This is a genomic window from Vibrio sp. 1F253 (assembly GCF_041439295.1).
Taxonomy (GTDB): Bacteria; Pseudomonadota; Gammaproteobacteria; order Enterobacterales; family Vibrionaceae; genus Vibrio; species Vibrio tasmaniensis_A.
In genome coordinates this window covers 98845-124534 of record NZ_JBGONU010000003.1, presented here as the reverse complement: position 1 = coordinate 124534, position 25690 = coordinate 98845, and the positions used below count along the sequence as shown (strand labels likewise).

Annotated in this window: 21 protein-coding genes and 1 tRNA gene; 12 read left to right on the top strand and 10 right to left on the bottom strand. The window is 44.4% G+C overall.

The window, feature by feature from the left end; all coding sequences use genetic code 11:
• The first annotated feature begins 9 nt into the window (after positions 1-9).
• From ACED28_RS02720 to ilvN, 5 genes are all read left to right on the top strand, one after another.
• Complete coding sequence (locus ACED28_RS02720) at positions 10-1065, top strand: MJ1255/VC2487 family glycosyltransferase (RefSeq protein WP_371709217.1); 1056 nt, start codon at positions 10-12, stop codon at positions 1063-1065.
• Positions 1066-1412: 347 nt separating this feature from the next.
• Complete coding sequence (leuO, locus tag ACED28_RS02715) at positions 1413-2372, top strand: transcriptional regulator LeuO (protein WP_017100430.1); 960 nt, start codon at positions 1413-1415, stop codon at positions 2370-2372.
• A gap of 201 nt (positions 2373-2573) precedes the next feature.
• Positions 2574-4382 carry a long-chain fatty acid--CoA ligase gene (locus ACED28_RS02710; protein ID WP_065680158.1) on the top strand — a complete coding sequence of 603 codons (1809 nt, stop codon included), beginning with the start codon at positions 2574-2576 and terminating at the stop codon, positions 4380-4382.
• Between the two features lie 460 nt (positions 4383-4842).
• On the top strand, positions 4843-6600 hold the full coding sequence (locus ACED28_RS02705) for an acetolactate synthase 3 large subunit (RefSeq protein ID WP_371709216.1): 1758 nt from the start codon (positions 4843-4845) through the stop codon (positions 6598-6600).
• Position 6601: 1 nt separating this feature from the next.
• Positions 6602-7096 carry an acetolactate synthase small subunit gene (gene ilvN / locus ACED28_RS02700; protein WP_004735875.1) on the top strand — a complete coding sequence of 165 codons (495 nt, stop codon included), beginning with the start codon at positions 6602-6604 and terminating at the stop codon, positions 7094-7096.
• Positions 7097-7847: 751 nt separating this feature from the next.
• Here the strand turns inward: ilvN and ACED28_RS02695 are convergent.
• Entirely contained in the window at positions 7848-8507 is a 660-nt protein-coding gene (locus ACED28_RS02695; RefSeq protein WP_009847805.1) for a GntR family transcriptional regulator, read from the bottom strand.
• A gap of 188 nt (positions 8508-8695) precedes the next feature.
• A complete protein-coding gene (pykF, locus tag ACED28_RS02690; RefSeq protein WP_012603178.1) occupies positions 8696-10108 on the bottom strand; it encodes a pyruvate kinase PykF in 1413 nt (470 codons plus the stop codon).
• Between the two features lie 429 nt (positions 10109-10537).
• Between pykF and ACED28_RS02685 the strand changes: the two genes are divergently transcribed.
• Together ACED28_RS02685 and glmS are read left to right on the top strand one after the other, a co-directional pair.
• Positions 10538-11308: a DeoR/GlpR family DNA-binding transcription regulator gene (locus tag ACED28_RS02685; RefSeq protein ID WP_004736011.1), complete on the top strand. Its 771-nt coding sequence runs from the start codon at positions 10538-10540 to the stop codon at positions 11306-11308.
• Positions 11309-11415: 107 nt separating this feature from the next.
• Positions 11416-13248, top strand: a complete 1833-nt coding sequence (gene glmS, locus ACED28_RS02680; RefSeq protein WP_371709215.1) for a glutamine--fructose-6-phosphate transaminase (isomerizing) — start codon at positions 11416-11418, stop codon at positions 13246-13248.
• Between the two features lie 105 nt (positions 13249-13353).
• On the opposite strand, the gene ACED28_RS02675 is transcribed toward glmS, so the two are convergent.
• The 6 genes from ACED28_RS02675 to rpsU form a co-directional block, all read right to left on the bottom strand.
• Positions 13354-14622 (bottom strand): O-acetylhomoserine aminocarboxypropyltransferase/cysteine synthase family protein, encoded by a 1269-nt coding sequence (locus ACED28_RS02675; RefSeq protein ID WP_371709214.1) that lies wholly within the window; start codon positions 14620-14622, stop codon positions 13354-13356.
• A gap of 199 nt (positions 14623-14821) precedes the next feature.
• A tRNA-Ile gene (locus ACED28_RS02670) sits at positions 14822-14897 on the bottom strand.
• Between the two features lie 163 nt (positions 14898-15060).
• A complete protein-coding gene (rpoD, locus tag ACED28_RS02665) occupies positions 15061-16905 on the bottom strand; it encodes an RNA polymerase sigma factor RpoD (RefSeq protein ID WP_371709213.1) in 1845 nt (614 codons plus the stop codon).
• A gap of 99 nt (positions 16906-17004) precedes the next feature.
• Positions 17005-18756: a DNA primase gene (gene dnaG / locus ACED28_RS02660; protein WP_012603181.1), complete on the bottom strand. Its 1752-nt coding sequence runs from the start codon at positions 18754-18756 to the stop codon at positions 17005-17007.
• A 119-nt stretch (positions 18757-18875) separates the two neighbouring features.
• Positions 18876-19319, bottom strand: coding sequence for a GatB/YqeY domain-containing protein (locus ACED28_RS02655; protein WP_009847797.1), 444 nt, complete (start codon positions 19317-19319; stop codon positions 18876-18878).
• A 25-nt stretch (positions 19320-19344) separates the two neighbouring features.
• Positions 19345-19560 (bottom strand): 30S ribosomal protein S21, encoded by a 216-nt coding sequence (gene rpsU, locus ACED28_RS02650; RefSeq protein ID WP_004396009.1) that lies wholly within the window; start codon positions 19558-19560, stop codon positions 19345-19347.
• Positions 19561-19818: 258 nt separating this feature from the next.
• Here rpsU and tsaD point away from each other — a divergent pair, with 258 nt between their 5' ends.
• Both tsaD and ACED28_RS02640 read left to right on the top strand, forming a co-directional pair.
• A complete protein-coding gene (gene tsaD / locus ACED28_RS02645) occupies positions 19819-20835 on the top strand; it encodes a tRNA (adenosine(37)-N6)-threonylcarbamoyltransferase complex transferase subunit TsaD (protein ID WP_009847795.1) in 1017 nt (338 codons plus the stop codon).
• A 124-nt stretch (positions 20836-20959) separates the two neighbouring features.
• Complete coding sequence (locus ACED28_RS02640; RefSeq protein WP_135384547.1) at positions 20960-21775, top strand: alpha/beta fold hydrolase; 816 nt, start codon at positions 20960-20962, stop codon at positions 21773-21775.
• A gap of 93 nt (positions 21776-21868) precedes the next feature.
• On the opposite strand, the gene plsY is transcribed toward ACED28_RS02640, so the two are convergent.
• On the bottom strand, positions 21869-22465 hold the full coding sequence (gene plsY / locus ACED28_RS02635) for a glycerol-3-phosphate 1-O-acyltransferase PlsY (RefSeq protein WP_009847793.1): 597 nt from the start codon (positions 22463-22465) through the stop codon (positions 21869-21871).
• Between the two features lie 138 nt (positions 22466-22603).
• Between plsY and folB the strand changes: the two genes are divergently transcribed.
• From folB to ACED28_RS02620, 3 genes are read left to right on the top strand one after another with little or no spacing between them, the layout of a single operon-like run.
• Positions 22604-22963: a dihydroneopterin aldolase gene (gene folB, locus ACED28_RS02630; protein ID WP_102579566.1), complete on the top strand. Its 360-nt coding sequence runs from the start codon at positions 22604-22606 to the stop codon at positions 22961-22963.
• Positions 22960-23442 carry a 2-amino-4-hydroxy-6-hydroxymethyldihydropteridine diphosphokinase gene (gene folK, locus ACED28_RS02625; protein ID WP_012603184.1) on the top strand — a complete coding sequence of 161 codons (483 nt, stop codon included), beginning with the start codon at positions 22960-22962 and terminating at the stop codon, positions 23440-23442. Before folB ends, folK begins: the two co-directional genes overlap by 4 nt.
• Before the next feature lie 16 nt (positions 23443-23458).
• A complete protein-coding gene (locus tag ACED28_RS02620) occupies positions 23459-24262 on the top strand; it encodes an undecaprenyl-diphosphate phosphatase (RefSeq protein ID WP_004735967.1) in 804 nt (267 codons plus the stop codon).
• A 100-nt stretch (positions 24263-24362) separates the two neighbouring features.
• On the opposite strand, the gene ACED28_RS02615 is transcribed toward ACED28_RS02620, so the two are convergent.
• Positions 24363-25679 carry a multifunctional CCA addition/repair protein gene (locus ACED28_RS02615; RefSeq protein ID WP_371709212.1) on the bottom strand — a complete coding sequence of 439 codons (1317 nt, stop codon included), beginning with the start codon at positions 25677-25679 and terminating at the stop codon, positions 24363-24365.
• Positions 25680-25690: the final 11 nt, after the last annotated feature.

The window sequence follows — 25690 nt, the reverse complement described above, 5'->3', positions numbered from 1 at the left end:
GGAACCTGAATGAAAATTTTATATGGCGTACAGGGCACTGTAAATGGGCACATCGCTAGAGCGAGAGCAATGGCCGTCGCTTTTCGTCAGCAAAATATTGATGTCGACTTTCTGTTCTCTGGGCGAGACGAGAGTAAATTCTTTTCGATGGAAGCGTTTGGCAACTATCAGACCCGCAGCGGTTTAACTTTTTACAGCGAGCAGGGGAAGGTTAAATACGGCAAGACATTCATCAAGAACAACATCTGGCGATTTCTCCGCGAGGTTAACCAGATCGATCTTGCGCCTTATGACTTAGTGCTTAATGATTTTGAACCTGTGACGGCATGGGCGGCTAAGAGGAAAGGTGTGCCATGTATTGGGATAAGCCACCAAAATGCGTTCCGTTACGATGTGCCTAAAGAAGGGGGCAACTGGATTGAACATTCCGTTATTCAGCATTTTGCACCAACAGAGCATGCCATTGGGTTGCACTGGTATCACTTTGAACAGCCAATATTGCCACCTATCGTTCACACGCCAGCGTGTGATGAGCGAGCGAAAGCAACACAAGACTTCACCTTGGTTTATCTACCATTTGAGGATCTTGATGCGATCTCTGAGTTGTTGATGAAGTTTGTTTCTCATCACTTTGTCTGTTATCACCCGAATGTGATTGAGTATAGCCGAGTCGAAAATATAGAGTTCAAACCACTCAGTCATGCCGGCTTCCAATTCGATCTCAATCAGTGCTCTGGTGTGGTGGCCAACGGCGGTTTTGAATTGCCATCTGAAGCCTTAACTTTAGGTAAGAAGTTGCTTCTTAAGCCTCTTGAGGGACAGTTCGAACAACAAAGTAATGTGGCGACGCTTGAAGCGCTCGGGTTGGCTCAAACCATGAGTTTTTTAGACGCGGCTATCTTGCGTAGTTGGCTCGGTGAAAAGCAGGCTGAAAGGGTCACTTACCCTGACGTGGCAAGTGCACTTGTTGAGTGGGTTTTGGCGGGCAAATGGTCCAACCAAGATGACTTGAGAAAGCAACTTTGGGATAAGGTGGATTTTCCTAGTTATGCATCGCTCACTTAACCCATAAGTGTTATTTCTGAATTGCCTAGCTGAACGATTCACGAGTTCAATAATTTGTAACAAATGTAACCAAAACGATAGAACAGCTAAATAAGTCGAAATGAAATTCATAAGTGACGCATTTTATGTTTTTTTATAACTCCATAAGCAACTGATTTTTAGGTGTTGTTTAATCATTAAGGTAAAATTAAATTATTCTTTATCAATCTTGTTGGTAGCTCGAGATTTATTGGTTAATAGTAATGGCAATCCGAAAAACATCGGTCTGATAAATATAAGAATTAGTGATTATCTATTCCCACACCATTACCAATTTAACCCTGTCGAACCGACAAGAGGCAACTTGAATGTTAGAGAAAAAAGACGCAATGAGTGCAATTGCAAGCTACAGAATGGAAAGCACACTTCGTGGAGTCGACTTAAATCTTTTGACTGTATTTGATGCAGTTATGCAAGAGCAAAATATTACACGTGCAGCTCATAATCTGGGCATGTCTCAGCCAGCGGTAAGTAATGCTGTTGCTCGTTTGAAAGTAATGTTCAACGACGAGCTATTCATGCGTCAAGGTCGTGGTATTCAACCGACTCAACGTGCTCGTCAGTTGTTTGGCCCAATCCGCCAAGCGCTGCAGTTAGTACGCAACGAATTGCCAAGTTCTGTATTCTCACCAGAGTCGTCTTCTCGTTTGTTCAAACTTGCAATTTGTAGCCCTTGCGACATGCGTTTTGCACCTAAGATTATGTCGACAATCAACGACCAAGCACCTAGCGTTAATCTGCACATGGATGCGGAATTTGACCGTCAACTTTCTGAGCGCATGCGTTACCAAGAAATTGACTTCGTTATTGATTACTCGCGTTTTGATGAGCAAGGTTTCTCAAGCACTGAAATCTTCCAAGATGAATTGGTTGTGGTCGCTTCTGCTTCTCACCCACGCATCAACGGTGAAGTTTCAGCGGCAGAGTTACTTAACGAAAAGCACGCTAAACTGTCTCGCATTCACGGTCAACGTAGCTTCTCTGAGCAAGCTTACCGTGACCTCGATTGCACACCTTTCTACGAAGGTACGAGCTTAAGCAACGTACTTTACGTTGTTGGTCAATCTGAACTTGTGACGATAGCTCCTCGTTGGATGGTAGAACATGCAGCAAACAAAGATCAGCTTCAGATTCTAGATTTCCCATTCGATAATGCGGCGATTTCTGGCTTCCTTAGCTGGCACGAATCAAGTGAAAAGGACAAAGGACACATCTGGTTACGAGATCAGTTAATGATGATCTGTGGCGAAGTAGTGGCGCTTAACTAGACACTAATTTCTATGATTTATAAGCCCTAAGCTAGGAGTCTAGCTTAGGGTTTTTTTGTACCTGCTATTTTTGTTGATAGAAAACTTAGCGTGAGACGTACTATTACTTATAACTTTGAGCTTCATCAGTTGCCTTTTCCATGATCAGAGGTACACTTGTGCGCTCAAAAAAGCTTACAGGTGTAAGCCAAAGGTAAAGAGATGGCCAATTTAGATTTTCATATCGTAAAAAGACTTCGTGACCAAATTGCCCAAGGCGGCAACCGTACAGCTTTGAAGCACAAAGTAGACAATGTATGGCAAGGTATTAGCTGGGAACAATTTGGACAACAAATCGATACGCTTTCATTAGCGCTATTGGCTCAAGGATTGAGAGTTCAGGATAAGATCGGTATCTTCTCGAACAATATGCCTCAGTGGACTGTGGCTGACTTCGCATCCTTACAAGCGCGCCTTGTAACGGTACCAATCTACCCAACCAACACAGCGGCACAGTCTTCTTACATTATCCAAAATGCGGATGTGAAGATCTTATTCGTTGGTGAGCAAGCTCAATTCGATGCGGCGGTTAGCCTTTTTGAAGAGTGTGAACAGCTAGAAGTTGTTGTGGCGATGTCTGATGATATCGATCTGCAAGGACATCGCTTTGCCGTCTCTTGGAAAGAGTTCATGGCTCGTGGTGTTGAAGATCAGCGAGCTGAGCTTGATGTTCGTCTTGCGGATGCCAGCATGGATGACTTACTGACGCTTATCTATACCTCTGGTACAACGGGCCAGCCTAAAGGTGTAATGCTTGATTACACTAATGTTGGCTATCAACTAAAAGGCCATGATGAGCGTCTCAGCTTAAGCAAAGACGACGTCTCATTGTGTTTCTTACCTCTATCACATGTATTTGAACGCGCTTGGACTTTCTATGTCCTTTATAAAGGCGCAACCAACTGCTATTTGCAAGACACCATGCAAGTTCGTGACGCACTGAGTGATGTTAAACCAACGGTTATGTCTGCTGTTCCTCGCTTCTACGAGAAGATTTTCTCAGCGATTCACGAGAAGGTATCTAAAGCACCGTTTATTCGTAAAGTACTCTTTACTTGGGCGGTGAACATGGGCGCGAAGCTTTCTGTTTGTCATCAAGAAGGTCGTACACCATCATTCATGCTGAAGAAGAGCCATGCGCTTGCTGACAAGCTTGTGTTATCTAAACTGCGAGCTCTGTTAGGTGGTAACATCAACTTCATGCCATGTGGTGGCGCGAAGCTTGATGAAACCATTGGTCGCTTCTTCCACGCGATTGGTATCAATGTAAAACTTGGCTACGGCATGACAGAAACCACGGCAACAGTATCGTGCTGGGATGACCGTTGTTTTAACCCTGATTCGATCGGTATGTCGATGCCGGGCGCTGAAGTGAAAATTGGCGCTAAGGATGAGATCCTTGTTCGTGGCCCAATGGTGATGCGTGGCTACTACAAGATGCCAGAAGAGACAGCTAAGACATTTGACGAGCATGGTTTCCTGAAAACGGGTGATGCGGGTCATTTTGATGAAAATGGTAATCTATTCATTACTGATCGCATCAAAGAATTAATGAAGACTTCTGGCGGTAAGTACATTGCACCGCAAGTGGTTGAAGGCGCAATTGGTAAAGATCACTTTATCGAGCAGATTGCTGTTATCGCTGATACGCGCAAATTCGTTTCTGCACTGATTGTTCCTTGTTATGACTCGCTAGAAGAGTATGCCAAAGAGCTTAATATCAAATATCATGACCGTGTGGAACTTGTTAAAAATCACCAAATAGTAGAAATGCTAGAGAAACGTGTGAATGACTTACAACAAGAGCTAGCGAAGTTTGAGCAAGTGAAGAAGTTCAAGTTGCTGCCAAAAGCATTTTCTATGGATGATGGTGAGCTAACACCGACCCAGAAACTGCGTCGTAAGGTTATTAACGATAAGTATCAAGACGAAATCGAAGAAATGTACAACGAAAAGCCTAAAGATAAGTAGTTTTCTGTTTAGATAAATTTTCAGTTGTTTAAAAATCCCCCTACGAATGTGATTGCATTTTTAGGGGGATTTTTTTGTTCTAATGACACAGCACAATGTGCGAAAGCGCACACCAACAAGCTCGCTGTTTATCGATAAATAGCGATCTGTTGAAATATTAAGTGCTTTTTTTTATCAAGTAAGCAGTGTTTAAGCCTAGTGCAAAAGCCTGTATTGGGTTTTATTTGATGCTTTGAGCTAATAGTTGGTTTTTTGGCACAGTTGCCGAATAACAGGCGTTAGACCAGATGATAATAAAGCGTTAAAGTTGTTTCGTATTACTGTTTGTTGTTATCACTACAGACAGCCATAGCCGAAAAAGTGGAAGTATTTCGAATTAGGCTACGAATAAGCCCTAGACTATGAAAAACCAGCCCAACATGTTCACCAAATGTGATTGGAAACTGGTGAGGAGAGCAATATGACAACAAAACCTGAAACAGCTATGTCATCCGGCGCTGAAATGTTATCCGGCGCTGAGATGGTGGTGCAGTCTCTAATTGAAGAGGGTGTAGAACAAATCTTTGGTTATCCAGGTGGTTCTGTACTTGATATCTACGATGCGCTGCATGCTAAAACTGCTGAAATTAAACACGTATTAGTACGACACGAACAAGCCGCTACCCACATGGCAGATGGCTATACTCGTTCTACCGGTAAGCCGGGTGTAGTACTTGTGTGTTCTGGTCCAGGTGCGACCAATACCGTTACTGGTATTGCAACAGCCTACATGGACTCAATCCCAATGATTGTTATTTCTGGTAACGTACCAAATAACCTTATTGGTAACGACGCCTTCCAAGAGTGTGACATCGTTGGTGTATCACGCCCGATCGTTAAACACAGCTTCCTCGTTAAGAAAGCGGAAGATATCCCTGAAGTCGTTAAAAAAGCATTCTATATTGCAACGACAGGACGTCCAGGTCCTGTGGTTATTGACCTGCCAAAAGACATTTTAAACCCACAAATTAAGCTTCCTTATGAATACCCAGAAACGATCAAAATGCGTTCATATAACCCAACGGTTACGGGTCATAAAGGTCAGATCAAAAAGGCGCTAAAAGCCCTTCTTGAAGCGAAGAAACCGGTACTTTATGTCGGTGGTGGTGCGGTTATTTCTGAGGCAGATAAGCCGCTGTTAAAATTAGCAGAGGCACTGAATTTACCCGTGGTAAGTACCCTAATGGGGCTTGGCGCTTTCCCTGGTACTCATAAGAATTCTTTGGGTATGTTGGGCATGCATGGTTTGTATGAAGCCAATATGGCGATGCACAATGCGGACTTGATCTTTGGTATTGGCGTACGTTTCGATGATCGAACGACCAATAACCTAGATAAATACTGTCCTGAGGCGAAGATCATGCACATTGATATCGATCCATCTTCGATCTCTAAGAACGTTAAAGTGGATCTTCCGATTGTAGGTTCAGCGGAAAAAGTACTAGAAAGCATGGTTAACCTGCTTATTGAGCAAGGTGGAACTAACGATGCAGAAGCGATGGAAAGCTGGTGGAGTGAAATTAAACAGTGGCAAGAACGTGACTGCTTAGCGTATGACAAAACGTCGGGTCGAATTAAGCCACAACAAGTTATTGAAACACTGCATAAAGTAACCAATGGCGATGCCTATGTTGCTTCTGATGTCGGTCAACACCAAATGTTTGCTGCTTTGTACTACCCGTTTGACAAGCCACGCCGTTGGATTAACTCTGGTGGTCTAGGCACGATGGGCTTTGGCCTACCTGCTGGTATGGGCGTTAAGTTTGCGAAACCTGATGAAGAAGTTGTGATTGTTACTGGTGACGGCAGTATTCAAATGAATATCCAAGAGCTGTCGACTGCGCTGCAATACAATATTCCCGTTAAGATTATTAACCTTAACAACCGTTTCTTAGGCATGGTAAAACAGTGGCAAGACATTGTTTATCAAGGTCGTTACTCTAATTCATATATGGACTCTGTTCCTGATTTTGCTGCTATCGCTGAGGCTTATGGCCACGTTGGCATGCGTATTTCATCTCCGGATGAATTGGAATCAGGTTTGGAAAAAGCACTGGCGATGAAAGACCGTTTGGTATTTGTCGATATTAGTGTGGATGACACCGAGCACGTATACCCAATGCAGATCAAAGGCGAGGGTATGGATAACATGTGGCTAAGCAAAACGGAGAGAACATAATATGAGACACATCCTTTCACTATTAATGGAAAACCAACCAGGTGCACTATCTCGTGTGGTTGGCTTGTTTTCTCAGCGTGGCTACAACATCGAGTCTTTGAATGTATCCCCTACGGATGATCCAACGCTTTCTCGTCTGAATGTCACCACTAACTCAAGCGAAATGCAGCTTGAGCAGATCCAAAAACAGCTACACAAGTTAATCGACGTACTTAAGGTACAAGAAGTGTCTGAGCTTGAGCATATCGAGCGTGAACTTCTGATGGTAAAAGTACGCGCTAGCGGCTTTGCTCGCGCTGAAGTGAAACGCACAGCGGATATATTCCGTGGTCAAATCGTTGATGTGACGGCTTCGCAATATACGGTTCAAATGGCCGGCACTAGCGAGAAGCTGGATGCTTTCATTCAGGCATTGTCTGAAGTAACGGAAGTACTTGAAGTGGCTCGAAGTGGGGTTGTTGGCATCGCACGTGGTGAACGAGCGTTGAAAGCCTAACGAAGAAAGATTTAAAGCTACTTTTAAGCTAAAACTGAGCATTTAATCGTTTGAAAAAAATAGCGATTTTACTGATACGAACGGCCCTTAATTTGGGCCGTTTTGCTTTCTGGAAGTAAGCATCGTTTGTCCATACTTTCTTATTGCCATTCATTTCTTTGTAGCTCTCCATTAGGGCGCTATTGCGCTTTTTATAGAGTGCCCTGTTATTTACTGTGCTTGATCCCCTCCAGTGCCATGCATCCATATTTATTGGGAATCTCATTTTTGAGAGACTTAAATCACAAAGTTTATATGATTAGACTAAAGTCTAATACTCGCGGTGATTTGAGCTAAACTGAACAATAATCAAACAGTCTTGCTTCATGTCATCTCATGATAAAAGATGCAATTAATAGAGTGTTTGCCAGATGTAAAAGGATGGCACCGTTAACTTAATTCAACTGGTTAGCTAACCCTATCAAAGTCTTGAAAGGCATTAGTTGAATTAGGTTCGCTGAAGCAAGGGTTTAGGGATCATACAGTCTGATTGAAAGAGGCGTGGTATGTTTGTCGATTTTTTAGTGAGGTTAACCATAGGTACATTAGCCGTTCTTGGCTTTCAACTGAGTGCATTGTATTTTTTACCTATGGTTGTGCTACTCAATACTCATCACAAAGAATTTTTTGGGTGGTAGTTCAGCCGTAATGCTGGAAATAAAAAACGGAGCTATTAGGCTCCGTTTTTATGTGGTTAGAATCTATCTTGACATTATGCGGCTTCGATAACTTCTTCAATTCGCTTCATTGAACTTAACAGGTGTTGATCCAATAGTTCTGTCGCTTGATCGACATTTTTAGCAAGTACCAGCTTCATGATCATTTCATGCTCATCAATATTGAACAGATCATCAGATGCGCTTTTCGCTGACATCGCTAGGAAGCGGTAGCGTTTTACTTGATTGATAAGATCATCAAAGAACTTAAACATGTTCTCTGAGTCTGCGCCTTCAAGTAACGCTGCATGAAACTGCTGGTGACGTTCTTCCCACTCAACACAATCAAACTCTTCTGAGACATATTGTATGCGTGATAGCTTGTGGTAGGAGGTTAATACTTCCAGTTCCCAGCTTTCATCGCCTGCTGAAATTGCCTTTTTAAGCAGAACAGAAGAGACAACACGAAGGCTTTCATATAGGTCATTGAGTTCTTTCTTTGATACCGGTGATACCCAGCAGCCTTTTTGTGGCTCTAGCTTTACGTATTTACTCCAAGATAGCTGCACTAAGGCTTCGCGAATTGGAGATGCGCCGACGTTGTATCGTGCTTTGAGATCAGCGACAACGAGTTTTTTACCTGGGGTTAATTCACCATTGAGAATATCTTGGCGAATCATCTTTGATACTTTGTCAGTAAGCGTAGGACTAGACATTACAAACCTCACGTATATTTGATTTCTAGTCTGCTAATCCGTTTCTTAGGAAGAGTTTATTGGAGTTTAACAGTACGTAGTTCTAATGTGATTGATAATACAGCGTACTGAAAAGTTAGGCAAGATTTTGTTTCATAAAAAAAGAGGGCCGAAGCCCTCTTTTATATTTTATGCGAATCGGTTCATTCTTATAGAACGTGAACAGATGCTGTGTTTGTAGTACCAGAAGCGACTAGAGCACCAGAAACCATAACTACGATGTCGCCTTTGTTACCTAGGCCAGATTGTAGAGCGATTTCTTTACCGTTGATGTAGAACGCGTCTGTGTTCTCGATAGAGTCAACAAGAACTGGCTTAACACCTTTAGTAAGAACTAGCTGTGCAGCTGTCTTTTCGTTAGTTGTTAAAGCAAGGATGTTTGCAGTTGGGAAGTACTTACGTACTGAACGTGCAGACTTACCGCCTTCAGTTGCAACAACGATTAGAGGAGCAGCTAGCTTCTCTGCTGTGTCTACAGCGCCTTTACATACTGCTTCAGTGATGCGTAGACGTGGGCTGTCTAGACGAGAACCTAGCTCAGCTTTAAGAGCTGAATCAGTACGGTTCGCGATTTGAGCCATGATAGTAACAGCTTCAACTGGGTACTTACCTTTAGCAGTTTCACCAGAAAGCATTACTGCATCAGTACCATCCATGATTGCGTTCGCAACGTCACCCGCTTCTGCACGAGTTGGACGTGGGTTGCTGATCATAGAGTCAAGCATTTGAGTTGCAGTGATAACCATCTTACGTGCGCGGTTACACTTCTCGATCATCATCTTCTGAGCGAAGATTACTTCTTCAGCTGGGATTTCAACACCTAGGTCACCACGAGCAACCATGATGCCGTCAGAAGCTTCAAGGATTGAATCGAAGTTATCTACACCTTCTTGGTTTTCAATCTTAGAAATGATGTGGATGTTCTCGCCGCCGTTAGCGTTTAGAAGCTCACGGATTTCTTTAACGTCTTCTTCTTTACGAATGAAAGAAGCAGCTACGAAATCAACGCCTTGCTCGCAACCAAACTTAAGGTCAGCTTTGTCTTTCTCAGAAAGAGCTGGAAGTTGAACAGAAACGCCAGGCAGGTTAACACCTTTGTTTTCGCCTAGAGCACCGTTGTTAAGAACTTTACACTTAACTTCAGTTTCTGTTGTTGCGATAACTTCCATTTCGATTAGGCCATCATCAACAAGGATAGTGTTACCTGCTGTTAGGTCCTTAGCGAAACCTAGGTAAGTTACTGCTACTACGTCTTTGTTACCAACAACTGTTGCGTCAGTTGTGAAAGTGAACTCTTGACCAGCTACTAGATCTACGTCATTACCATCTTCAAGTTTGATAGTACGGATTTCTGGACCTTTAGTATCTAGAAGGATCGCAAGTTGCTCACCATTATTTTCCATTACTTTACGGAAGTTCGCGATACGAGTGCCGTGCTCTGCGAAATCACCGTGAGAGAAGTTAAGACGCATAACGTTCATGCCAGCATCTACTAGTTCAGTTAGCTTCTCTACAGATTCAGTTTTAGGGCCAATCGTACATACGATTTTGGTCTTTTTCATGGAAGGTACTCTCCGGTAAGTATTGTTACAATTTGAAATTTATTAAAGTTCTGAAGATTGGTCCGCTACATCAACATTTTGTGCCTGTTGTGTAAAAGCGCGGGACTTCCAATATGTCCTTCAGAGTTGTAAGTCTTTCATCAATTTTAGTCATTTTATGACCAAAAGATTTTGATTCAATATCGGTTTTCTGTGACTTACCCCACTATATAGGCGGTAAGTTGCAAAGAAATAACAGTCAGTTTTGTAATTTTTTTTCTTTTCGGGTGCGGATTCTACCACCTAATGAGTTCAATATCACTGCTTAACAATTGTCTTAGGACAAGGTTTTATCGCTATTTATTAATTTTTTGGATCAAAATAAATGGACTAAATAGTTTCGTTGTAACTATAATGTGTTTCACATCGAAACTTAATGGCCTTTTTTAAATGTCGAAACGAAATACTCAGCTCAGAAGACATGCAATTTCTAACCTAGTGAATGAAAAAGGGGAGGTTAGTGTTGATGAATTATCCGCTAAGTTCGAAACCTCAGAGGTCACGATTAGAAAGGACTTGGCGTCTTTAGAGAAAAACGGTCAGCTTTTGCGCCGTTATGGTGGTGCGATTTCATTACCGAAAGAGGTTGTGAACGAAGAGCTGGGTCCACAAGTTTCGACTCGAAAGATTTCATTAGCGAAAGCCGCGGCAGATTTAATTCGCGACCATAATCGCATTGTGATCGATAGCGGTAGCACGACAGGGGCGCTAATTCAGCAGCTCAATAGCAAGCGTGGTTTGGTTGTGATGACCAACTCATTGCACGTTGCTAATGCACTTAATGAGTTGGAAAGCGAACCAACACTGCTAATGACCGGCGGCACTTGGGATACCCATTCGGATTCTTTCCAAGGCAAAGTCGCAGAGTCAGTACTTCGTGCTTACGATTTTGATCAACTATTTATTGGGGCTGATGGTATCGACCTTGATAGAGGCACAACCACGTTCAATGAATTGGTTGGTCTAAGTAAAGTAATGGCTGAAGTGTCACGAGAAGTGATCGTGATGGTTGAGTCGGAAAAGGTGGGACGAAAGATCCCGAACTTAGAGCTGGCATGGGAGCACATTGACATCTTAATTACCGATACAGACTTAGGCGAAGAATCCAAAGCAAGTATCGAATCACATGATGTTCGTGTGATCTTGACTGATCCAGCGTAAAAACAAATTTAAGTATTATGCATTTACCTTCCTATAATTGATCTTGATAAAGATCTGGCCTTTGCTTGCTGCCAATAGGAATAAAACGAAATTGATGGAGTGAAACTATGTGTGGAATTGTTGGTGCAGTAGCACAGCGTGATGTAGCCGAAATTTTAGTAGAAGGCCTTCGCCGCCTAGAATACCGAGGCTACGATTCAGCGGGTGTCGCTGTAGTTGATAGCGAATCTAACCTAACTCGTGTACGCCGCCTTGGTAAAGTACAAGAGCTAGCAGACGCAGTCGATCAACAACATGTTATTGGCGGTACTGGTATCGCTCATACACGTTGGGCGACACACGGTGAGCCTTCTGAAGCAAACGCACACCCACACATGTCTGGTGATATTGCTGTTGTACACAATGGTATTATCGAAAACCACGAAGCACTGCGTGCTCTTCTTCAAGAGCGTGGTTATGTGTTTACTTCACAAACGGATACTGAAGTTATCGCTCATCTTGTTGAGTGGGAACTTCGCACGTCAGCTTCTTTGGTTGAAGCTCTGCAAAAAACAGCAAAACAATTAGACGGTGCATACGGCACAGTGGCGGTTGATCGTAAAGATCCTAGCCGTATCGTTGTTGCTCGTTCTGGTAGCCCAATCGTTATCGGTTTTGGTGTGGGCGAGAACTTCCTTGCTTCTGACCAACTAGCGCTATTAAGCGTAACTCGTCGCTTCATGTACTTAGAAGAGGGTGATGTTGCTGAGGTGACTCGTCGTGATGTAACAGTATTTGATGTAGCGGGCGAGCGTGTAGAGCGTGAAATCGTTGAATCAAACGCAGAACACGATGCTGGTGATAAAGGTCAATACCGTCACTTCATGCAGAAAGAGATTTTTGAGCAGCCAACAGCGCTGATCAACACAATGGAAGGTCGTATCTCTGACACTTCTGTAATCACTAATGCAATCGGTGTTAAAGCGGAAGAGATCCTAAGCAAGGTAGAACACGTGCAGATCATCGCATGTGGTACGTCTTACAACTCAGGCATGGCAGCTCGTTACTGGTTTGAGTCTCTAGCAGGCGTAAGCTGTGACGTAGAGATTGCCTCTGAATTCCGTTACCGTGATTTCGTTGTTCGCCCGAACAGCCTATTGGTGACTCTGTCTCAGTCTGGTGAAACGGCGGATACGCTTGCTGCACTTCGTCTTGCAAAAGAAAAAGGTTACATGTCGGCAATGACTATCTGTAACGTTGCGGGTTCTTCGCTAGTTCGTGAATCTGATTTTGCCTTCATGACTCGCGCAGGAACTGAGATCGGCGTTGCTTCAACTAAAGCCTTCACGACACAGCTAGCGGCTATGCTGATGATGGTAACGTCAATTGGTCGTCTACAAGGTCGTGTCAATGAAGAGAAAGAAGCTGAAATCGTTCAAGCGCTACACCAACTGCCTGCTGATATTGAAAAAGCATTGGCATTTGATAAAGAGATCGAAGCGCTAGCACCTGATTTTGCAGATAAGCACCACACACTGTTCCTCGGTCGTGGTGAGTTTTATCCTATCGCGATGGAAGCGTCTCTTAAATTGAAAGAGATCTCTTACATTCACGCAGAAGCCTACGCTGCTGGTGAGCTTAAGCACGGTCCTTTGGCTCTTATCGATGCAGACATGCCTGTAGTCGTTATTGCACCAAGCAACGACTTGTTAGAGAAGCTGAAATCAAACGTTGAAGAAGTGCGTGCTCGTGGTGGTCTACTTTACGTATTCGCTGATGAAGATGCGGGCTTTGAAAGCGATGAGAACATGAAGATCATCAAGATGCCTCACGTAAGTGAAGTAACAGCGCCTATCTACTACACAGTACCGATGCAGCTGTTGTCTTACCATGTCGCGCTAATCAAAGGTACCGACGTTGACCAACCTCGTAACCTAGCGAAAGCGGTTACTGTTGAGTAATTGTCAGCTTATCTAAGAAAAATTAGATAATAAGAAGCCCATCCTGTGATGGGCTTTTTTGTGTCTGTTAGTTAACGATCAGTGTTAGAGCTAACTGTAGCGTCATTAAGCGCTAAGTGCTTGCTCTAGGTCAGCTAAGATATCTTCAATATGCTCAATGCCTACTGAGAGGCGGATCATCTCTGGTGATACACCCGCTTGTTTTTGTTCTGCTTCGCTCAATTGGCGGTGTGTTGTAGAGGCAGGGTGACAAGCGAGAGACTTAGCATCACCGATGTTCACCAAGCGCTTGAAGATTTGTAGCGCATCATAGAAACGAACACCTGCTTCATAACCATCTTTCAAGCCAAAAGATAAAATGGCCGATGGCTTACCTTGCATGTATTTTTCTGCAAGCGGATAGAACTCAGACGTTGGTAAACCAGCGTAGCTCACCCAACTCACTTTCTCATGTTGCTGAAGGTACTCAGCTACTTTCAGTGCATTCTCTGTATGTCGCTCCATGCGTAGCGATAAAGTTTCTAGACCTTGCATTAGCATGAAGGCATTCATTGGCGACAGTGCTGCACCCGTATTACGCAGTGGAACGGTTCGAGCACGTCCAATAAACGCGGCGTCACCAAAAGCCTCGGTGTACACCACACCGTGGTAAGAAGGCTCTGGCTGATTAAAAACTGGGAAGCGATCTTTATGCTCTGCCCATGGGAATTTTCCTGAATCGACAATTACGCCACCGAGTGTTGTTCCGTGACCACCAACGTATTTAGTTAGCGAGTGCACCACAATATCAGCACCAAAATCGATAGGTTTACACAGTACAGGTGTTGCTACCGTGTTATCGACAATCACAGGCACACCTTTTGCGTGAGCAAGTTCGGCAACACGTTCTAAGTCGATGATATTACCTGCTGGGTTGCCGATACTTTCGCAGTAAACCGCCTTGGTTTTTTCATCAATCAGTGCCGCTAAGCTTTCTGGTTTGTCGTCTTTGGCAAAGCGAACTTCTATCCCTTGATTTGGCAGCATGTGAGCAAATAGAGTGTAAGTACCGCCGTAAAGCTGAGGCGTTGAAACGATGTTGTCACCGATTTGTGCCAACGTTTGAATGGCATAGTTGATCGCCGCGCTGCCTGCACTCACCACTAAGCCAGCAATACCACCCTCTAAGGCCGCCATACGCTTTTCTAATACATCATTGGTTGGGTTCATTATGCGAGTGTAGATATTACCGGGAACCGCAAGATTGAAGAGGTCGGCGCCGTGTTGTGCGTCATCGAATTCGTAAGCAACGGTTTGGTAAATAGGGGTCGCAACCGATTTGGTTGTTGGATCAGTGTCGTAGCCGAAGTGAATCGAGAGCGTTTCGTCTTTCATGAGTCTTCCCTGAACTATTGAATTATTTACGTACTCTCATATTGCCGATTTTTTTATAAAAGAAAAGTATATTTAGTCACATAGAGGGAATTGGAATTGTGTGGACGATTGGTTATTTGTAGGAAACATAGCTGTGAGTTGTACAGCTTCAGAAAAGCAAAAAGCCAGAGCAGCGTGAACTGTTCTGGCTTTCCTAATTTGGTGGCCCCTCCCAGATTTGAACTGGGGACCGAACGATTATGAGTCGTGCGCTCTAACCACTGAGCTAAGGGGCCGTAGGGCATAGATTATAGGGGAACCAATCAATGGTGTCTAGACACTATGAGGGGCAATTCCGCTTACATCTTAGCCACTTAAATCACGTAGGCACAAAAAAGGTGAGCCAACGCTCACCTTTTTTATTTTATGCTTAAAAGCTAACCACACTAAAGCGTGTAATTACTCGTCTAGGAAGCTACGCAGAGTTTCTGAGCGGCTTGGGTGACGAAGTTTACGCAGTGCTTTTGCTTCGATCTGACGGATACGTTCACGAGTTACGTCGAACTGCTTACCAACCTCTTCAAGAGTGTGGTCAGTATTCATGTCGATACCGAAACGCATACGCAGTACTTTCGCTTCACGAGGAGTTAGGCCTGCAAGAACGTCTTTAGTTGCACCGCGCAGGCTTGTTGCCGTTGCAGAGTCTAAAGGCAGTTCTAGCGTTGTATCCTCGATGAAATCACCTAGATGCGAATCTTCGTCGTCACCGATTGGTGTCTCCATTGAGATAGGCTCTTTAGCGATTTTCAGTACTTTACGGATCTTGTCTTCAGGCATTTGCATGCGCTCAGCCAACTCTTCCGGAAGCGGTTCACGACCCATCTCTTGTAGCATTTGACGAGAGATACGGTTTAGTTTGTTGATCGTTTCGATCATGTGAACCGGAATACGGATAGTACGAGCTTGGTCGGCAATCGAACGAGTGATTGCTTGACGGATCCACCACGTAGCGTACGTAGAGAACTTGTAACCACGACGGTATTCAAACTTATCTACGGCTTTCATCAGACCGATGTTACCTTCTTGGATTAGATCCAGGAATTGTAGACCACGGTTTGTGTACTTCTTAGCAATCGAGATTACTAGACGTAAGTTCGCTTCAACCATCTCTTTCTTAGCACGACGAGCTTTCGCTTCACCGATAGACATACGACGGCTGATATCTTTAATGCTTTGAACAGTAAGAGACGTTTCACGTTCGATGATATCCAGCTTTTGGATAGAGCGACGGATGTCGTGTTCGTTACGTTTGATCTTTTCTGCGTATGGCTTGTCTGAAGCAAGAACTTCGTCCAACCATGCTTCGCTAGATTCATTACCAGTAAATAGAGCAATGAAAGATTTCTTCGGCATTTTGCCGTACTCAACCGTTTGACGCATGATTAGGCGTTCTTGAGTACGTACGCGATCCATTGAAGTACGCAGTTCGTTTACTAGGTAATCAAACTGTTTTGGCGTCAGACGGAATTCTTTGAACACGTCTTGCATCATTGTTGTTGCAAGCGTTGCTTTCGGGCTTTCGTGGCCGTATTCATTGATTGCTAGTTGACGGTTTTGGTAGCTAGTGCGAAGTGCTGTGAACTTCTCAAGAGCAAGCTCAGGATCAATACCTGTATCTTCCTCTTCTTCTTCCTCGTCGTCTTCTGCTTCTTCTTTGTCTTCGTCTTCTAGATCAGTTTTAGCAAGTTCTGAACCGATGTGAGTCGCCGTTGGCGCAGCTGTGCCATCGTCGTCTGGGTCAACAAAGCCATTGATTAGATCTGTTAAACGAATCTCTTCAGCGAGTACGTGGTCAAACTGTTCCAAGATGTATGGAATAGTGCCTGGGTACTCAGCTACAGATAATTGAACGGTATTGATACCATCTTCAATACGCTTCGCAATGTCGATTTCGCCTTCACGAGTCAGTAGTTCAACTGTACCCATTTCACGCATGTACATACGAACTGGGTCAGTTGTACGGCCAATCTCGCTTTCTACGCTTGAAAGCGCAGCAGCAGCAGCTTCAGCTGCATCTTCATCTATATTGGCATCGTCATCATTAAGTGCTAGATCATCAGCGTCAGGTGCAGTTTCTACTACCTTGATACCCATGTCATTGATCATTTGAATGATGTCTTCTACCTGTTCAGAATCCACGATTTCTGCAGGTAGGTGGTCGTTTACTTCGGCGTAGGTCAGATAGCCTTGTTCCTTGCCTTTAATAACAAGTAATTTTAGCTGTGACTGCGGATTTTGATCCATAGATGATATCCAACTTCAGGTCTGGTGAAGGACGTTGCATTCTCAAATGCAAACCAATTATGTTAACAAATTTATTAAATGCTGACTAATCAAACAGGGTTACGCTTTTAGATCTAGCATTAAAGCTAGTAGCTCCCTTTTTTCTTCGGCTGATAAACCGACACTTCTTGCTTTGGCCTGCAGGTTTTCAATTTGTTTTTCAACGCACTGGGCAAGGATATTGTCCAATGAGTCTAAAAATATGTCTTCTTGATTGTCTTCGTCGAGGGGGATTTCCCAGCTCGCGAGACGAGACAGAAGCGCCTCATGTTTATTGTGTCGCCAATGCTCTAATAATTGGCCTGTGTTGATATGGGGATGCGCGTGGCATTTATCAAGTACTTCGACGAATAAACTTAGTCCAGGCAACTGTAAGCCTTTGACACTTGATAAATCCGGTACCATATCAGCATAGCTCGGATTTTGGATAAGCAAAGCGATAACTTCTCGCATTGGAGTGCGTTTCAGTTCTTTATGCGGTTGAGGTGTCGGGTTCTTAGTATGAACACGAGCTCGTCTCAGTTGGTTATCAAAACCAGTACGCTCATCCAATAATTTCTCGAGCAGTTCTTGGAAATAACTGTCAGGGATTTTGTTAATCAAGGCGCTTGCGTGTGCTCGCAGTGCCGACTTCCCTTCCGTTGTTCCCAAGTTCAACTTGTGTATCTCAATAAGATTATCGAACAAGTAAGTAGAAAGCGGTGTCGCATTGTGGACGAGCTGTTCGAAAGCAGCCTGACCGTGTTCTCTAATATAGCTGTCTGGGTCTTCACCGTCTGGTAAGAACAGAAACTTGAGCGTGTTACCTGTTTTCAGGTATTCAAGTGCATTTTCGAGTGCGCGCCACGCCGCTTCTTTACCTGCTCGGTCACCGTCGTAACAACAAACCACTGTGCTGGTTTGGCGGAACAACATTTGAACGTGGTCACCGGTTGTCGAGGTGCCCAGTGATGCCACTGAGTAATCAACACCATATTGCGCTAATGCCACGACATCCATGTAACCTTCAACCACAAGTATTTGCGGCGGTTCACGGTAGGCTTGCAGCACTTCATAAAGGCCGTAAAGCTCTTTGCCTTTATGGAAGATAGGCGTTTCTGGTGAGTTCAGGTATTTCGGTGTGCCGTCTTCTAAGACACGACCACCAAACCCGATCACTCGGCCTCGACGGTCACGAATCGGGAACATCACGCGTCCACGGAATCGATCGTATCGGTTGCCTTTATCGTTTTCTATCAACATGCCGCCAGTAACGAGCATGTCTTGGGCTTCTTTTTGTTGGCCAAAGTTCTTACGAACCAAGTCCCATTCATCAGCGACGTAGCCAATGCCAAACTTCTGTACGATTTCACCAGAAAGACCGCGATTTTTTAGGTAATCAATCGCAGGTTTGTTAGCTGAAATTTTCAGCTGAGAGCGGTAAAAATTACTGATGCCGCCCATCAAATCGTAGAGGTTACGTTTTTGTTCGCTGTTGGCTCTTGGCGCCGTAGATATTTCACCGCTGCGCTGTTCTCTAGGAACATCAAGTCCTAAAAATGAGGCCAGCTCTTCAATCGCTTCAACAAAATCGAGACGTTCGAACTCCATAATGAAGTCGATAGCATTGCCGTGTACGCCACAACCAAAGCAGTGATAAAACTGTTTTTCTTGGCTTACGCTGAAAGAAGGGGTCTTTTCGTTGTGAAATGGGCAACAAGCACCATAGTTTTTGCCTTTTTTCTTAAGTTTCACGCGTGCGTCCACAATATCGACAATGTCGAGACGCGCTAGGAGATCATCGATGAAACTACGCGGGATGTGTCCTGCCATAAAACCTTAGAAAAATGCACTAACTGAGAGTGTGGATAATAATAGTTTGAATAGGTTACAGATACAAACAAGCCGTGCGTTCCGAAGGATTGCACGGCTTGTTGCAATTTGATTTGGGATTAAGCGAGTTTAGAACGAACTAAACCACTAACTTTACCCATATCTGCACGCCCTTGAATTTGTGGTTTCAAGATAGCCATTACTTTACCCATGTCTTGCATGCCCGCAGGTTGAGCTTCTGCAATTGCGCTATCAAGTAGTGCAATAACTTCTTCTTCAGTTAGCGGTTGAGGCATAAAGCCTTCAAGTACCGTAATTTCTGCTTTTTCCACGTCAGCAAGATCTTGACGATTTGCCGATTCATATTGAGCAACAGAATCGCGACGTTGCTTAACCATTTTAACTAATATAGCAATAATGTCGTCGTCGTTCAGAGTGATCCGTTCGTCAACTTCACGTTGCTTAATTGCTGAAAGAGCTAAGCGGATAGTGCCAAGGCGCGGTTTGTCCTTGGCTTTCATCGCTAATTTTTGCTCTTCTTTGAGTTGTTCAATAAGAGCCATAACTCAGTCCTTATGGATTAAGTTATTAGTACAGACGAACGCGACGTGCGTTTTCGCGAGCTAGCTTTTTAGCGTGACGCTTTTGAGCTGCTGCTTTAGCGCGTTTGCGAACTGTAGTTGGCTTTTCGTAATGCTCACGACGACGCACTTCAGAAAGGATACCTGCTTTTTCACAAGAGCGCTTGAAACGACGTAGTGCAACGTCGAACGGTTCGTTTTCACGTACTTTAACTATTGGCATATGCCTTTCACCTCAGGGGTTATTCATTATCGCTGGTTATTCAGTACCAAATCAGAGAAGTTACCCATCGAGCTAACTCTCTATTCGCGTTTGGTCATTAACCAGCTTGATCAAAAATGGTGCGGAATTTTAATCCGATCACAGTGGCTTTGTAAAGCACTTTGTCGATTATAGTCTGTACAATATTTGTTTGAAGAGCTTAGGCAGGGTAATATTGCGCTAATTTCCCATTTTAGACGAAAGCGTGCCGAGAAAATTATGCGCATTATTGGTATTGAAACCTCTTGTGATGAAACAGGAATCGCAATTTATGATGATGAGCAAGGGCTGCTTTCTCATCAGTTATACAGCCAAGTAAAGCTGCACGCCGATTACGGTGGTGTGGTACCTGAGCTAGCGTCGCGTGACCACGTAAAAAAAACCATTCCACTGATTAAAGCGGCATTGGCAGAAGCGAACCTAACGTCGAAAGATATTGATGGCGTGGCTTACACGGCTGGCCCTGGTTTGGTTGGTGCATTGCTTGTGGGCGCAACGATTGGTCGCAGTATTGCCTATGCGTGGGGCGTGCCTGCTGTGCCAGTGCACCATATGGAAGGTCACCTTCTTGCGCCAATGCTAGAAGATAATCCTCCACCATTCCCATTTGTTGCTCTGCTGGTTTCTGGCGGTCATACCATGATGGTAGAAGTGAAAGGCATTGGTGAATACCGAATTCTTGGTGAATCGATTGATGATGCGGCGGGTGAAGCGTTTGATAAAACCGCGAAGCTAATGGGCTTAGATTACCCAGGTGGTCCACTGCTATCTCGACTCGCAGAAAAAGGCACGCCAGGTCGTTTTAAGTTCCCACGTCCAATGACCGATCGTCCGGGTCTAGATATGAGCTTTTCGGGCTTGAAAACGTTCGCGGCAAATACCATTCGTGCTAATGACAATGATGACCAAACTCGTGCTGACATCGCTTATGCGTTCCAAGAAGCGGTTTGTGCGACCTTGGTAATCAAGTGTAAGCGTGCGTTGGTAGAGACGGGTATGAAACGTATCGTGATTGCTGGCGGTGTGAGTGCCAACAAACAACTACGAGTTGAGCTTGAAGCATTAGCCAAGAAAATCGGTGGAGAGGTGTACTACCCACGCACTGAGTTCTGTACAGATAACGGTGCGATGATCGCTTATGCGGGCATGCAGCGCCTGAAGAATGGTGAAACGGCTGATTTATCTGTCCATGCCACACCGCGTTGGCCAATTGACCAGCTAGAGCCGATTGTTTAATCATAACCAATCGCCAAATAAACCATAGTATTTCGATAAACGGTCGCTGAGTGCGGCCGTTTTTATATCCTAGCTTACCGACTGTATGTCGATAAATAATTGCTGATAGAGATTAGGGAAGAAAATGAACAAGTTCACAGTAGACAATCAATCGATGACGTACCTAGATGAAGGTCAAGGCCCTGTTGTTGTATTAGGCCACAGCTACCTTTGGGACAGTGCAATGTGGAAGCCGCAGATCGATGCATTAAAAACTCAGTATCGCTGTATTGTTCCAGAGCTTTGGTCTCATGGTGAATCACAAGCCGCGCCGAGCTCGATGCGCAACTTAAAAGATTACGCTCAACACATTTTGGATCTACTTGATCATTTAGAAATCGAAGAATTCTCCGTAGTCGGTTTATCGGTTGGTGGTATGTGGGGAACCGAGTTAGCGGAACTTGCACCTGCACGTATCAAGTCTTTGGTTCTAATGGACACTTTCGTAGGCCTAGAACCAGAAGTTGCTCATGCTAAATACTTCAGCATGTTAGACACCATTACTCAAACCAAGATGGTTCCTCAACCGATTGTTGAAGCGGTTGTTCCATTGTTCTTTGCAAATGATGCTCAAACAAACACGCCAGCTTTAGTGGAAGGCTTTACTCAGAAATTATCAGCTCTTAAGGGTGAGAACGCTGAAGAAGTGGCTCGAATCGGTCGAATGGTCTTTGGACGTCGCGATATGATTGAAGCAGTAGAGAGCTTTGCACTGCCGGTTTTGATCGCTGTTGGACAAGAAGACAAGCCACGTCCAGCACTGGAATCATACCTAATGCACGATTGTATTACGGGCAGTGAGTTGGTGGTGATTCCTGGTGCTGGTCACATTAGTTCGCTAGAGCAACCAGAGTTTGTGAACACAATGCTGAAGACGTTTTTAGATAAACATCTGCTGTAAGCAATGAAAGAACGAATGGTATTGACCGAATTAGACTAGCGTCGGTTCAAACGTATCTTAGTTTAAAAAATGGTTCGGCTTAGACATGACAGTTTAAGCCGATTTTTTTTGCCCGAGCTTTGGTTCGCTGCCATCGAGTAGGCGGCGGATATTCTGGTGGTGGCGTAGGACGATCAAACAACACAACATGGCCACAGGCAGTGTGTATTGAGGTTTGACTAACCAAGCGTAGAAAGGTGCGAGCAACACAGTAACCAGTGCAGCTAAAGAAGAATAACGAAACAAAAATGCCACAACCAACCAGGTCGCCATGATCATGCCTGTTAGATCGAATCCAATTGGGGCGATAGCTCCGAGTGCGGTTGCGACGCCTTTACCACCTTTAAAGTGGAAGAATATTGGATACATATGACCAAGACAGGCTGCGATCGCCACAACACCTAAAATGATGGGATCGATCTTGAGGTAGTAGCCAAGCCAAACAGGAATGGTGCCTTTAAGCATGTCACAAAGCAGAACGGCCGCAGCGGCGCCTTTGCCACCCACGCGAAGCACATTGGTGGCTCCGGGGTTATTGGACCCCACAGTTCTTGGGTCAGGAAGTCTTAAGACTCGGCATATCAAGACCGCACTAGAGATTGAACCTAGTAAATAGGCAGCAATAATCATGATGAGTGCCAATGGGGTCATGTTTTTCCTTAAACAGTTATAAGCCTAACGATGGGAAAATAATGCTCAATCTAAGAGTAATTGATATCATATCTGGAATTACGCAAATAATACGTTTTTTTCCCCGGTATGGGTATCCGACCTCTAAAAGGACAAGTCATGGCACTGGATAAAGTTTTCATTGAACAGCTAGAAGTAATTACAACGATCGGTGTTTACGATTGGGAACAAGAGATTAAACAAAAACTTGTGCTTGATATTGAAATGGCTCATGACAATCGCCCAGCAGGTAAGAGTGATGATGTTGTCGATGCTTTGGATTACTCGACAGTCAGCACTGCCGTACTTGACCACATTGTGAATGGCCGATTCCTATTGGTTGAGCGTGTGGCAGAAGAAGTTGCTGAATTGATTATGACTCAGTTCTCAGTGCCTTGGATTAAAATCCGTCTAGCGAAGCCTGGTGCAGTACCACAAGCAAAAGCCGTGGGTGTGATCATCGAAAGAGGTCAAGCATGACAATAGCCTATGTTGGTGTTGGCACGAACATAGACCGCGACAAGCATGCAAGGGTGGCATGGACAGAGCTTCAATCATTAGGAACTAACCTTAAATGCTCTAAGATCTATCACTGTGAGCCTGTGGGGTTTAAAAGCCACTCGTTTTATAACTTTGTGGTTGAGATCGATACATCACTCTCATTGACTGAATTTTCACAGCACCTGCGTGAAATTGAGTTTAAATGGGGTCGCCCTCAAGATGCCCATAAGCTTCAAGATCGAAAGCTCGATCTTGATATTGTGCTGTTTGGAGAGGTGGTATCAGAGAGCGATCCAGAATTACCACGCAGTGATATCTATAAATATCCTTTTGTAACACAACCACTTTATGATCTTTGTCCTGCGAGAGTGATCCCGCAAGATGGAAGAACCGTCAGTGAAATATGGCAGAAGATGCAGCAATTAGATACGCTCTCTGTCGTTGATATAACACTATAATTTTTTAGGGTAAGTAATGAGTTATTTTGAAGCGTTTATGTTGGCGTTGGTGCAAGGCTTTACTGAGTTTTTACCTATTTCCAGTTCTGCACACTTAATCCTTCCTTCGGCTGTTTTAGGTTGGGAAGATCAAGGCTTGGCTTTTGATGTGGCGGTCCATGTCGGTACTTTGGCAGCTGTCGTTATCTATTTTCGCAAAGAAGTGGTCTCTCTGTTGAGCGCATTTTTTGGTTCAGTGTTTAAAGGCGATCGCAGTAAAGAAGCAAAGCTGGCGTGGATGATCATTCTCGCGACGATTCCTGCGTGTATCTTTGGTTTGTTGATGAAAGATATTGTTGAGCTTTACTTGCGCAGTGCATGGGTGATAGCGACGACCACCATTATCTTTGGTCTGTTGCTATGGTGGGTGGATAAGAACTCAAGCCTGCGTGATGACGAATACCAAGCGGGTTGGAAAAAGGCGCTGTTTATTGGTCTTGCTCAAGCAATGGCTATCATCCCTGGTACGTCTCGTTCTGGCGCGACGATTACCGCAGCACTTTACCTTGGTTTCACACGTGAAGCGGCGGCTCGATTCTCTTTCTTGATGTCTATCCCAATCATCACTCTGGCTGGTGGTTATTTGGGCCTGAAGTTAGTGACCAGTGGTGATCCAATCCATGTTGGTACTTTGCTAACGGGAATCGTGGTTTCTTTCATTAGTGCTTATATCTGTATTCACTTCTTCTTGAAGCTTATCTCTCGTATGGGTATGACGCCGTTCGTTATCTACCGCCTGATTTTAGGTTTTGGTCTATTTGCTTTCTTGATGATGCAGTAGCGCTCGACTTACGAAGACAAATGTTTCGTCCTACAGATTGAAACGGAAAAACCCGCTTAGTCGCGGGTTTTTTAATGCATGGTAACCAGTGTTATTACGATCAATTATCAGCGAGTTCTAATAGGGCAATCTCAATCGCGGCAGCTCTGCGCTTCTCTTGTTCTTCTCGAATGTCTTTACCTTGAAAACCATCGGCAATAATCGCTTTAACTTCGACTTGAAGTGCTGCTTGGTAAGCCACTTCAAAACGCGCTTTTTGAGGATACGGCTGATTTTCTAATCCTTTTCGGCCTGCGTGATCGGCCTGGCAGCAAAGCAGTATATCGTCGAGTCTATCTGGCTTACGCCAAACATCGAACTTGTTGAGAACCTTGAGGAAGGTGGTTGGCTTTAGCTCGCCTGCACGATGGATATTGGAATGCTGCTCGCACACTAACAACGCGAGGTTTCTGAATTCATTAGGCACTCTGACTCTTTCACACAGCTTCTTGATGATCTTCAAGCCAGTATGACAATGCATTTTGTGGCTTGGCCACTCGCTTTCTGGTGTGACGCCTTTACCTAAGTCATGCACTTGAGCGGCAAAGCGTACTGGTAACGATGGGCTTAGTAGTGCAGCTTGTTGAGCCACCATTAGCGTGTGAATGCCCGTGTCGATCTCAGGGTGCCATTTTTCAGGTTGAGGGACGCCAAATAGAGCGTCAATCTCAGGCAATACAACAGCCAATGCACCACACTCTTTCAATACAGAAAGGAACACTTCAGGGTGGGGAGTGCTAAGAGATTTATGCCACTCTTGCCAAACTCGCTCTGCAGTGAGGTGTGCCAGTTCACCGGATTGCACTATCTCACTCATCATCACCATGGTTTCAGATGCAACCGTGAAGTTGAGATGATGGAGTTTGGCGGCGAAGCGAGCCACACGCAGCACACGAAGAGGATCTTCAACAAAGGCATCCGAGACGTGCCTTAGAATACGATCAGAGAGATCTTTTTGGCCATGGTAAGGATCGTAAAGTTGGCCTTTGTCATCTTGAGCGATGGCGTTGATCGTTAGATCTCGACGCATGAGATCTTCTTCCAAACTCACATCTGGTGCAAAGTAACATTCGAAACCGGTATAACCCGAACCGGATTTTTTCTCAGTGCGAGCCAGTGCGTGCTCTTCTTTGGTTTTTGGATGTAAGAATACAGGGAAATCTTTCCCGACAGCAGTAAAGCCAAGGCTTTCCATCTCCTGAGGGGTACTTCCTACCACGACCCAATCTCTATCATAACTATCAATATTGAGCAGCTTATCGCGTACCGCTCCACCGACTAGATAGCGCTGTAGCCCATTGTATTTTGGTAGGCTATCGTATATTTGCAACTTATCACCTCGAAATGTTTTATCACTGCTGGACTTTACTGCGAGCAATGGTACTTTCC

Bases quoted from the DNA above. Each gene is read 5' to 3' on its own strand.
- ACED28_RS02720 (WP_371709217.1), top strand. From the start codon at position 10: ATGAAAATTTTATATGGCGTACAGGGCACTGTAAATGGGCACATCGCT.
- leuO (WP_017100430.1), top strand. From the start codon at position 1,413: ATGTTAGAGAAAAAAGACGCAATGAGTGCAATTGCAAGCTACAGAATG.
- ACED28_RS02710 (WP_065680158.1), top strand. From the start codon at position 2,574: ATGGCCAATTTAGATTTTCATATCGTAAAAAGACTTCGTGACCAAATT.
- ACED28_RS02705 (WP_371709216.1), top strand. From the start codon at position 4,843: ATGACAACAAAACCTGAAACAGCTATGTCATCCGGCGCTGAAATGTTA.
- ilvN (WP_004735875.1), top strand. From the start codon at position 6,602: ATGAGACACATCCTTTCACTATTAATGGAAAACCAACCAGGTGCACTA.
- ACED28_RS02695 (WP_009847805.1), bottom strand. From the start codon at position 8,507: ATGTCTAGTCCTACGCTTACTGACAAAGTATCAAAGATGATTCGCCAA.
- pykF (WP_012603178.1), bottom strand. From the start codon at position 10,108: ATGAAAAAGACCAAAATCGTATGTACGATTGGCCCTAAAACTGAATCT.
- ACED28_RS02685 (WP_004736011.1), top strand. From the start codon at position 10,538: ATGTCGAAACGAAATACTCAGCTCAGAAGACATGCAATTTCTAACCTA.
- glmS (WP_371709215.1), top strand. From the start codon at position 11,416: ATGTGTGGAATTGTTGGTGCAGTAGCACAGCGTGATGTAGCCGAAATT.
- ACED28_RS02675 (WP_371709214.1), bottom strand. From the start codon at position 14,622: ATGAAAGACGAAACGCTCTCGATTCACTTCGGCTACGACACTGATCCA.
- rpoD (WP_371709213.1), bottom strand. From the start codon at position 16,905: ATGGATCAAAATCCGCAGTCACAGCTAAAATTACTTGTTATTAAAGGC.
- dnaG (WP_012603181.1), bottom strand. From the start codon at position 18,756: ATGGCAGGACACATCCCGCGTAGTTTCATCGATGATCTCCTAGCGCGT.
- ACED28_RS02655 (WP_009847797.1), bottom strand. From the start codon at position 19,319: ATGGCTCTTATTGAACAACTCAAAGAAGAGCAAAAATTAGCGATGAAA.
- rpsU (WP_004396009.1), bottom strand. From the start codon at position 19,560: ATGCCAATAGTTAAAGTACGTGAAAACGAACCGTTCGACGTTGCACTA.
- tsaD (WP_009847795.1), top strand. From the start codon at position 19,819: ATGCGCATTATTGGTATTGAAACCTCTTGTGATGAAACAGGAATCGCA.
- ACED28_RS02640 (WP_135384547.1), top strand. From the start codon at position 20,960: ATGAACAAGTTCACAGTAGACAATCAATCGATGACGTACCTAGATGAA.
- plsY (WP_009847793.1), bottom strand. From the start codon at position 22,465: ATGACCCCATTGGCACTCATCATGATTATTGCTGCCTATTTACTAGGT.
- folB (WP_102579566.1), top strand. From the start codon at position 22,604: ATGGCACTGGATAAAGTTTTCATTGAACAGCTAGAAGTAATTACAACG.
- folK (WP_012603184.1), top strand. From the start codon at position 22,960: ATGACAATAGCCTATGTTGGTGTTGGCACGAACATAGACCGCGACAAG.
- ACED28_RS02620 (WP_004735967.1), top strand. From the start codon at position 23,459: ATGAGTTATTTTGAAGCGTTTATGTTGGCGTTGGTGCAAGGCTTTACT.